At 68.3% G+C, this 8,194-nt stretch carries 10 protein-coding genes, 1 tRNA gene and 1 other RNA gene; 9 read left to right on the plus strand and 3 right to left on the minus strand.

Annotation, left to right across the window (positions count from 1 at the left end):
- From I0Q12_RS18170 to I0Q12_RS18185, 4 genes are all read left to right on the plus strand, one after another.
- Window positions 1-545: TetR/AcrR family transcriptional regulator (locus I0Q12_RS18170; protein WP_197253271.1), on the plus strand; the 545-nt coding region annotated here is incomplete at its 5' end.
- A 227-nt stretch (window positions 546-772) separates the two neighbouring features.
- Complete coding sequence (locus I0Q12_RS18175) at window positions 773-1,327, plus strand: hypothetical protein (RefSeq protein ID WP_231610950.1); 555 nt, start codon at window positions 773-775, stop codon at window positions 1,325-1,327.
- 225 nt (window positions 1,328-1,552) lie between these two features.
- On the plus strand, window positions 1,553-2,137 hold the full coding sequence (locus I0Q12_RS18180; RefSeq protein WP_197253273.1) for a hypothetical protein: 585 nt from the start codon (window positions 1,553-1,555) through the stop codon (window positions 2,135-2,137).
- Window positions 2,134-2,688, plus strand: a complete 555-nt coding sequence (locus tag I0Q12_RS18185; protein WP_197253275.1) for a hypothetical protein — start codon at window positions 2,134-2,136, stop codon at window positions 2,686-2,688. Before I0Q12_RS18180 ends, I0Q12_RS18185 begins: the two co-directional genes overlap by 4 nt.
- Before the next feature lie 9 nt (window positions 2,689-2,697).
- Here the strand turns inward: I0Q12_RS18185 and I0Q12_RS18190 are convergent, their stop codons facing one another.
- Entirely contained in the window at window positions 2,698-3,363 is a 666-nt protein-coding gene (locus I0Q12_RS18190; protein WP_197253288.1) for a YoaK family protein, read from the minus strand.
- A 125-nt stretch (window positions 3,364-3,488) separates the two neighbouring features.
- On the opposite strand from I0Q12_RS18190, the gene I0Q12_RS18195 reads away from it, so the two are divergent.
- Complete coding sequence (locus I0Q12_RS18195; protein ID WP_197253277.1) at window positions 3,489-4,433, plus strand: DUF1524 domain-containing protein; 945 nt, start codon at window positions 3,489-3,491, stop codon at window positions 4,431-4,433.
- A gap of 34 nt (window positions 4,434-4,467) precedes the next feature.
- Here I0Q12_RS18195 and I0Q12_RS18200 read toward each other — a convergent pair whose 3' ends face one another.
- Window positions 4,468-4,965 carry a signal peptidase II gene (locus I0Q12_RS18200; protein ID WP_197253279.1) on the minus strand — a complete coding sequence of 166 codons (498 nt, stop codon included), beginning with the start codon at window positions 4,963-4,965 and terminating at the stop codon, window positions 4,468-4,470.
- A 115-nt stretch (window positions 4,966-5,080) separates the two neighbouring features.
- Between I0Q12_RS18200 and I0Q12_RS18205 the strand changes: the two genes are divergently transcribed.
- Window positions 5,081-5,470, plus strand: coding sequence for a hypothetical protein (locus I0Q12_RS18205; protein ID WP_197253281.1), 390 nt, complete (start codon window positions 5,081-5,083; stop codon window positions 5,468-5,470).
- A gap of 67 nt (window positions 5,471-5,537) precedes the next feature.
- On the opposite strand, the gene I0Q12_RS18210 is transcribed toward I0Q12_RS18205, so the two are convergent.
- Window positions 5,538-5,625: transfer RNA gene (locus I0Q12_RS18210), tRNA-Ser, on the minus strand.
- Window positions 5,626-5,742: 117 nt separating this feature from the next.
- Between I0Q12_RS18210 and ffs the strand changes: the two genes are divergently transcribed.
- From ffs to I0Q12_RS18225, 3 genes are all read left to right on the plus strand, one after another.
- Window positions 5,743-5,837, plus strand: an RNA gene (ffs, locus tag I0Q12_RS18215) — signal recognition particle sRNA small type.
- 47 nt (window positions 5,838-5,884) lie between these two features.
- Window positions 5,885-7,174, plus strand: coding sequence for an aminotransferase class I/II-fold pyridoxal phosphate-dependent enzyme (locus I0Q12_RS18220; RefSeq protein ID WP_197253283.1), 1,290 nt, complete (start codon window positions 5,885-5,887; stop codon window positions 7,172-7,174).
- 301 nt (window positions 7,175-7,475) lie between these two features.
- The gene (locus I0Q12_RS18225) at window positions 7,476-8,051 is read left to right on the plus strand and encodes an HhH-GPD-type base excision DNA repair protein (RefSeq protein WP_197253285.1); all 576 of its coding nucleotides are present in this window, start codon (window positions 7,476-7,478) and stop codon (window positions 8,049-8,051) included.
- The last annotated feature ends 143 nt before the right edge of the window (window positions 8,052-8,194 follow it).

Genomic DNA, 8,194 nt, shown 5'->3' on the forward strand with positions numbered 1-8,194 from the left:
GTCGCACCGAACTGTTCGACGGGCTGGTGGAGCTGTTCCTCGCGGAGGGCTTCGCGCATCTGACGCTCGATGCGATCGCTGCGCGCCTCCAATGTTCCAAGTCCACCCTCTACACCCTCGCCGGCAGCAAGGAACAGCTGGTCACGGCGGCGACGGTGCACTTCTTCAAAAGGGCGACCGAACAGGTCGAGGCCAAGGTCGCCGCCGCAGGCGCCGCGGATCGCATCGCCGCATATCTCACGGCCGTCGGTGAGGCGCTCGCCGCAGCCTCGGAGCAGTTCATGAACGACCTCGACGCCTTCGCCCCGGCCCGCGAGGTGTACGAGCGCAATACCCGGATCGCTGCCCGCCGCGTCCAGGAACTGATCACCGAGGGCGTCGCCACCGGCGACTTCCGAGGAGTGAACGCGGCCTTCGCCGCCGACCTCGCTGCGACGATGATGGTGCGCATCCAGCAGGGCCGCGTCCGTGCCGCCACCGGGCTCGACGATGCGAGCGCCTACCGCGAACTCGCCTCCATTCTGACAACGGGTGTCACCGCCTGAGGCACAGCGTTCAGCAGGAAGCCGGCGGCCGCCGACCGCGCTGTCGCCAGGGCGAAATCTCCTTGCAGTCGGCCCGATCCGCCCCGATGTGACCCTTCCCGGTGAGAGAATCGAACGGACCCACAACAGTGTTTGTCGAGGTCGGCGGAGGGGTGCGTCCGGCAGATTCCGGCCCTGCCTTGCGGTACGCAGGTACGGGCACCGACTGGAAGAAGGACCCGATTCCTATGAACAGATTCGTGCGGAGAAGAGTTGTGCGCGCCGCGACGCCGGTGGCCGTCGCAGCCGTCCTGGTACTGGCCGGTTGCTCCGACAACGGCGACAAGGACACCGACAGCGGGGCCTACGACCACGGGACCACGCACACCACCGAACAGACCCGTACGACGGAAGGCGCCTCCCCGCCACCTGCGGGCGCTGCGGGGGCGGCACTCGCGGTCGCAGGGTCCGAACTCGGCGACATCATCGTCGACGGCAGCGGGATGACCGTCTACATCTTCGACCAGGACACCCCCGGTTCCGGCACGAGCTCCTGCACCGGACAGTGCCTCGTCGAGTGGCCGCCGGTCCTCACCGACACGACCACCCCGCAGGTCGAGGGCGTCGGCGGGCAGATCGGCACGATTCCCGGACCGGACGGCAAGCAACAGATAACTGTGAACGGATGGCCGATCTACTTCTTCGTCGACGACACCGCCCCCGGCGAGGTCAAAGGCCAGGGAGACGACGGCGTGTGGTGGGTTCTCGACCCCACCGGCCAGAAGGTGACCACGCCGAATTGATCTCGCCACGAAGTCACCGCGCGGGCCGGGTCGCGTGGTGGTTCACCCGCGTCGAATTTCCCACCCGTGTAATGGATTCGGTCAAATGAAGCCGTAAACCGTTCCGTCCGAACCGTTCCCGCGTCGGATCGATCCCTGCGGGACGTCGTGCCGAAACAAGGTCGACCCATCACGTTTCCGCCACCGCCTTTCGGGTATCCGCTCGGGGACGAGGAGGTCGACGAGATGCCTGTGTGGGGATGGATCCTGATCGGGGTGCTCGCGGCGATCGCCGTGGTCGCCGTCGTCGCCGCGATTGTCGCCGCGCGTGCCGCGCGCGGCCGCACGCGGACGGAGCACCTGAAGGAGCGGTTCGGGCCCGAGTACGAGCGGACCGTCGACGAGGTCGGCGAACGACGTGCCGCCGAGAACGAGCTCGCGGCCCGCGAGAAGAAACGGGAGGCACTCGACATCGTGGCGCTCTCGCCCGAAGCGTGCGAGAGGTACCAGGAGACCTGGCGGACGGTGCAGACCGCGTTCATCGACGATCCCTCGGGTACGGTCGGCGCCGCGGACCGGCTCGTCACCGAGGTCATGCGCGAGCGCGGCTACCCGGTCGACGACTTCGACCGGCGCGCGGCCGACATCTCGGTCGATCACCCGACGGTCGTCGAGAACTATCGCGCTGCGCACGGCATCTACCTGACGCAGCAGAACGGCACTGTCCGCACGGAGGACCAGCGCGAGGCATTCGTGCACTATCGAACGCTCTTCGAATCGCTCCTCGCGCGGGACAACGAGCAGGGCAACCCGAAGGAGGCGCGCGCATGACCACCCAGGATCCGCATCCCGGCAGCACCGAAACGACCGGGGGAGTAGCACCATCGACCGAGGCAGCCGGATCGTCGACCTACCGCACCGACCCGACGACCGGGGAAAGCGCAGTACCGGCGGACGCCGGAGTACCGGCGGACACCCGCGTGTCGACGGGAGAGACGGCCGCGAGGACCGAGAGTGCTGCTCCGCCGGCCGGTGATCTCGGGTCGGCCGGCGATGTCGGTACGCCGACCGCGCAAGCCGAGAGGACCTCCGCGGCGCCCGAATCGGACTCTCGCGACGAACTTTTCGGGCAGGAGGAGTTGTCGGGACTCAGGTCGCGCTGGGACGAGGTCCAGGCCGGTTTCGTCGACGATCCCCGGGAGTGTGTCCGGAAGGCGGACGGTCTGGTGTCCGATGTCGTCGAGCGGCTCACGAGCGGCTTCGCGGACGCGCGGTCGCGGCTCGAGGAGCAGTGGGCCCGAGGCGACGAAGCGTCCACCGAAGATCTCCGGCTCGCGTTGAAGCGCTACCGCGACTTCTTCCAGCGGTTGCTCTCGGTCTGAGCGGACGGTTCACATCGGCCGGGTAGCGGGCTTGTAGGGGAGGTATCTCACCGCAACGGTGAGCACCCCCGCGGCCGCCGTCGCGATCCACAGCGCGTGCAGACCGAGGGCGCGGTGGGCGAGTGCACCGAGCACGGCACCTCCCACAAGCCCGGCCCACAGCCCGAGATAGGGCAGGAAGGACCATCGGGGTCCCCCGAACATCGCCGCGGCGACGCGCTGGCCGATCTTGACCAGCGCGCCCGTCATGTAGGTCAGCGCCACGCTGGTTTCGCCGTCGCGCCGGAACACGTTGTTCTCGGCGCCCATCGCCAGGGTCATCGCGATGATCGCCACCGGCGTCCAGTCGAGCGCCGCCGCGACCGCGCCGGCGAACAACAGGGCGGACACCGTCGCCAGGACCGCGAACTTGCGGCTGCGGCGATCCGGGCCGGTGATCTCCGCGACGACGCCGCCGAGTACGACGCCCGCGACGAACAACCCGAGGATCCCCGCGACGAGTGCGGCCTGCGACCAGTGTCCGTCGGCGATACCCACGGACATGCGGGTGGAGTTACCGCTCATGAAGGAGACGAACACCCCGCCGAGCGTGACGAAACCGAGGGCGTCGACGAATCCCGCGAGGGAGGACAGGGCGATTGCCAAACCCTGGAGTTTCCTGTCGTATCCGACCACTCCCCAAATGCTAATCATTCGGTGGGTGTGCGACGCGCCACGTCTCCGATTTTGCTTACCTCGTGCAACGAGGCAGTGTGGTCGGGCGACAGTCCACGGATCCATCCCGACCAGGAGTATTTCGAGTGACCGGCCGATCGGCGACCTTCAACCGGGGCGGCCGGCTCGTTGCTGCCGTCGCCGCGATTGCAACCCTCACGGGATGCGGCGTGACCGCAGACCCCACGACTGCGACCGTTTCCCGATCGGCGCCGGTCACGGCCGCCGCCGCACCCACCGGCTCCGAACCGCAGCCGAGCGGAGCCTCCACGTCCGAGGCGACGGCGGCGCTGGCGGTCCTGGCGCAACTGCCGATCAAGGGCCGCGCTCCGAAGAGTGGTTACGACCGCGAGCTGTTCGGGCAGGCGTGGAGCGACGACGTCGACGTCGACGGCGGCCACAACGGCTGCGACACTCGCAACGACATCCTGCGCCGCGACCTCGTCGACATCGAGTTCAAGCCGGGTACCCGCGACTGCGTCGTCCTGTCGGGCACCCTGCACGATGCCTACACCGGCACGACGATCCCGTTCACCCGCGGCCAGGGAACGTCGGAGGCCGTGCAGATCGACCATGTCGTCGCGTTGTCGGACGCCTGGCAGAAGGGCGCGCAGCAACTCGACGCGCAGACCCGCGTGGACTTCGCGAACGATCCGCGCAACCTCCAGGCAGTCGACGGCCCGACGAACCAGAAGAAGAGCGACGGTGATGCCGCCACCTGGCTGCCGCCGAACCGCGCGTATCGGTGCACCTATGTGGCACGGCAGGTCCAGGTGAAGGCGGCGTACGGGCTGTGGGTGACGCAGGCCGAACACGACGCGATCGCGCGGGTGCTGTCCGAGTGCGACGGAGCCGCGGCATCCGAACCGGTTGCGACGCAGACTCCCGAGCCTTCCGTCCCGGCGTCGACCGGTGTGTACTTCGCGAACTGTGCCGCGGCCCGCGCGGCCGGAGCGGCACCGCTGTATGCCGGACAACCCGGCTACCGCCCGGAGATGGACGGCGACCGCGACGGGGTTGCCTGCGAGTAGCCGGAACTGCTGTGGCAGAGCAGTTTCCGCGAGATCAGCCCGCGGAGACGGCTGCCGGACGTGCCTGCATGCCCAGCAGGGTCAGGACCGTCAGGAAGGCCGCGCCGCCGACGATGGCGATGTCGGCGACATTGCCGACGAACCACTTGTTGTAGGCGATGAAGTCGACGACGTGCCCGCGAGCGAACCCGGGTGCGCGAAGCAGGCGATCACCCAGGTGGCTCGTGACGCCGCCGAGCAGCGCGCCGACGCCGAGCGCCCATGCGGGAGAGAGGGTTCGCGCCGCCAGCACGGTGAGGGCGACGACGGCGACGCCCGCGACCACGGTCAGTACCCAGGTGGAGTCGGCGCCGAGCCCGAATGCCGCGCCGGGGTTGTAGACGAGCCGCCACTCGAGGAATTCGCCGACGACGGGCGTCGAGACGCCCCGGGGCAGGGTCGATTCCGCCCACCACTTGCTGAGCTGGTCGGTGACGACCACGCCGGTGGCCAACGCGAGGATCCAGGGCAGGAATCGGGAGGTCGACGGCACGGCGTCATCGTTCCCGATCCGCGGCACGATTGCGAGCGTCGGGTTCTTCGAGGTGGGACGGTCGACCCGGCGTGTCCGGGCCCTCCGGGAGGCCGGAGGCAGCGACCATGACTGTATGGAGCCTGAGCCGCGCCTTCACCTGACCACCGGCGGTCCGGTCGACGACCCTGTTCTGCCCGAGGACTGGCAGCCCTCCGACGACGCGATGCTCGCGCTGTCGATCGCCCTCGACATCGATGTGAACGCGGCGACGGTGCAGTTTCTCGACCGCTATCGGGGCCGCCGCCTGTCGGAGGCGACCCCCGAGGGGGCACCGAGGACATCGTGGCTCGGTCTGTGGTGCATCGCCCTGGTCCTCGAGGACGGCCGCCGTCAGGAGGTGTTCCGTCGCCAGCTGCGGGCGACGAGGGCGCAGATCGAGGCGGCCCGCGAGATCGGTGAGCAGCTTGCTTCGGCACCGGCACCGGCCGGCGGGCTGCGGCTGGTGCCGCGCGCAGAGCACTGACCCGCGGTGCACCGCGAGGAAGAAAACGCCCGTGACCTGCATTTCTGCCGGTCACGGGCGTTTCCCGTGGCGGAGGATAGGGGATTTGAACCCCTGAGGGCGTTAACCCAACCCGCGTTCCAGGCGAGCGCCATAGGCCACTAGGCGAATCCTCCGTGGGGAAGCATACCGAACACTCCGCGATTCTTGCCAAACGAGCAGGTGGCGGTGACTTTTCTCGGGGTCGCGCCGGGGCGATTCCACGCCTGGGTGGCATGTCCTCTACACTTGCCGATGGATCCCGCGCGGCGCGCATCCTGTGAACTCCCCCAGGGCCGGAAGGCAGCAAGGGTCAACGGGCTCTGCCGGGTGCGCGGGGTCCCCTTAGTCTCCGCCGATGCCCGTGTCGCCGTGCACGGTGAAAGGTTCTTCCGCATGCCTGTCCAAACCCAGATCGGGTTGATGAGCCATGAGGAACTCGTTGCAGAGCACGAGCGCCAGTCCGCCAATTACGACCGGCTGAAGACCGAAAAGCTCACGCTGGACCTGACCCGCGGCAAGCCGTCCCCCGAACAGCTCGACCTCTCCGCAGAGCTGCTGTCGCTGCCGGGCGAGGGCGACTACCGCGACGGAAGCGGCACCGACTGCCGCAACTACGGCGGCCTCACCGGCCTGCCGGAGCTGCGCGCGATCTTCGCCGAGCTGCTGAACATCCCCGTCGAGAACCTCATGGCCGGTAACAACGCGAGCCTCGAGATCATGCACGACCTGATCGTCGCGTCGCTGCTGCACGGCACCGTCGGTTCGCCGCGTCCGTGGTCGCAGGAACCGGTCGTCAAGTTCCTGTGCCCGGCCCCCGGCTACGACCGTCACTTCGCGATCACCGAGTCCTACGGCATCGAGATGATCCCGGTGCCGCTGCGTGACGACGGTCCGGACACCCACCTCATCGCCGAGCTGGTCGCCGCGGATCCGCAGATCAAGGGCATGTGGACGGTACCGACGTACTCGAACCCGACCGGTGCCGTCTACTCCCTGGACGTCGCCCGCGCGCTGGTGTCGATGCCCACCGCGGCTCCCGACTTCCGGATCTTCTGGGACAATGCCTACGCGGTGCACCCCCTCGTCGAGGACTGCGCGCCGGCCATCGACATCCTCGGCCTCGCCGCCGAGGCCGGGAACCCGGACCGGATCTTCGCGCTCGCCTCGACCTCGAAGATCACCTTCGCCGGATCGGGTGTCAGCTTCTTCGGGGCCTCCGCCGCCAACCTGGCCTGGTACCAGAAGTTCCTGGGCATCAAGACGATCGGCCCGGACAAGATCAACCAGCTGCGGCACCTGCGGTTCTTCGGCGACGCCGAGGGCGTGCGTGCCCACATGGCCAAGCATCGCGAGATCCTCGCGCCGAAGTTCGCGCTGGTGCTGCGCATCCTCGAGGATCGTCTCGGCGCGTCGAAGGTCGCGTCCTGGACCGAACCCAAGGGCGGCTACTTCATCAGCCTCGACGTCGTCGAGGGCACCGCGAAGCGCGTCATCGCGCTGGCGAAGGACGCCGGCATCGCGCTGACCGGCGCCGGATCGGCGTTCCCCTACAAGAACGACCCCGACGACAAGAACATCCGGCTCGCGCCGAGCTTCCCGTCGCTCGACGAACTGGCCAAGGCCATGGACGGCGTCGCCACGTGCGTGCTGCTCGCCGCCACGGAGAAGGCCCTCGCCGGCTGAGCGAGCCACCGGCTTCCTTCCGCCGTCGCACCCGAACCGGGTGCGGCGGCGGTTGCTTTTCCGGGTGTCCGTCCGTTTCGAGCGAGTTGTGCCCAGGCTGTGGACAAATCTGTGGAGAACCCGTGGACCGACGGTGGACGGTACGTGGACAACTCCCCGGCGCAGCGCTGTGACCTCACAGAACATCTCGGATGGGCCTTATCCACAGGACGTGCCGTGTTGTCCGCTGGGGCTCACGGTCGTGGCGATCTCCGGCGTCGTCCTGTGGCGACGGCGATGACGGGCAAGGCATGATCAACCCATGGCATCGACGCTGAAGCTGGTCGGGGACACGGACGCCGACGCACTGCTCGCCTCCGACCCGCTGGCACTGCTCATAGGCATGCTCCTCGACCAGCAGGTCCCGATGGAGACGGCCTTCGCCGGCCCGAAGAAGCTCGCCGACCGGCTCGGCGGACTCGATGTGCACGCAATCGCGGAAGCCGATCCCGACGACTTCGTCGCCGTCTGCGCGCAACCCCCGGCCGTGCACCGGTTCCCGAAGTCGATGGCGCAGCGGATCCAGGCCCTGTGCGCGGCGATCGTCGACGAATACGACGGCGATGCGGCGGCCATCTGGACGTCGGGAGATCCGGACGGCAAACAGGTCCTGAAGCGGTTGAAGGCGCTGCCCGGCTACGGAGACCAGAAGGCCCGCATTTTCCTGGCACTTCTCGGCAAGCAGATGGGTGTGCAGCCGGAAGGTTGGCGCGAGGCCGCCGGCGACTACGGCCAGGAAGGATCCCGCCGATCCATCGCCGACGTCGTCGACGAGACGTCGCTGCAGGAGGTGCGCGAGTTCAAGAAGTCGGCGAAGGCAGCGGCCAAGAAGGGCTAGCGCACCGTTTCTCCCGTGTCGTCCCGCGTATTCGGCCGGCTGGGTGATCCACCCCCTCCTTTTTCCGAGCGAGCGGTACATTCGGTCGGTTGACGGGCTGTTGCGAAATAGCCGAAGGTCCGCGACCGCGAACCACAGCGCCG

Origin of the sequence: Rhodococcus sp. CX, assembly GCF_015865005.1 — a bacterium.
Taxonomy (GTDB): Bacteria; Actinomycetota; Actinomycetes; order Mycobacteriales; family Mycobacteriaceae; genus Rhodococcus.